This window comes from Mycobacterium sp. (genome assembly GCF_008709575.1).
Classification (GTDB): Bacteria; Actinomycetota; Actinomycetes; order Mycobacteriales; family Mycobacteriaceae; genus Mycobacterium.
The window spans coordinates 1-552 of sequence record NZ_VYIK01000528.1; the positions used below are offsets into that span (position 1 = coordinate 1).

Sequence of the window (552 nt, forward strand, 5' to 3'; positions counted from 1 at the left end):
TGAGGCTTACTTTACTGAGGGAAACCTTCACTGCGTGAGTGTTACCTTCGTTGCGAGGCGTATCTAAAAGTGCTAGCGTTCGTGAAATCATGAGCGGCAGCCTCGACAATTGCGCAACGCTAGTGGACAATAATTTGCAAAATCAATGGGGCGCGGGACGTGCTGTTGATGACGGCACCAAGCCCCCACCGCGTGGCTGTCGACTCTGATGGATCTTGCGCCCTATCGCGGCACCGCGGCGGCCGGCGACACCGCGGTGGCAACGAGCTGCACCGCGGGATCACTGCCGGACTACGGCTCCTTACCGCCGGAAACCAACTCAGCCCGCATTCATGCGGGTCCGGGTTCGGCACCCATGCTGGCTGCGGCACAGGCGTGGGACACCCTGGCCGACGACTTGTACGTGGCGGCAGCCTCGTACCGATCGGTGATCGCAGCGCTGGCCGGCGGCAGCTGGTTGGGTCCGGCGTCGGCGTCGATGGCGGCGGCAGCCGCCTCCTACGTGGGGTGGATGAATGCCACCGCCACGCAGGCCGAGCAGGTCGGTGCCCA

The 552-nt window shown here is 64.1% G+C and carries 1 protein-coding gene; it reads left to right on the forward strand.

Translation table 11 applies throughout. The features are described from left to right. Positions 1-208: 208 nt before the first annotated feature. A partial coding sequence (locus tag F6Q13_RS19975) for a PPE family protein (RefSeq protein ID WP_293060141.1) occupies positions 209-552 on the forward strand: 344 nt, incomplete at its 3' end.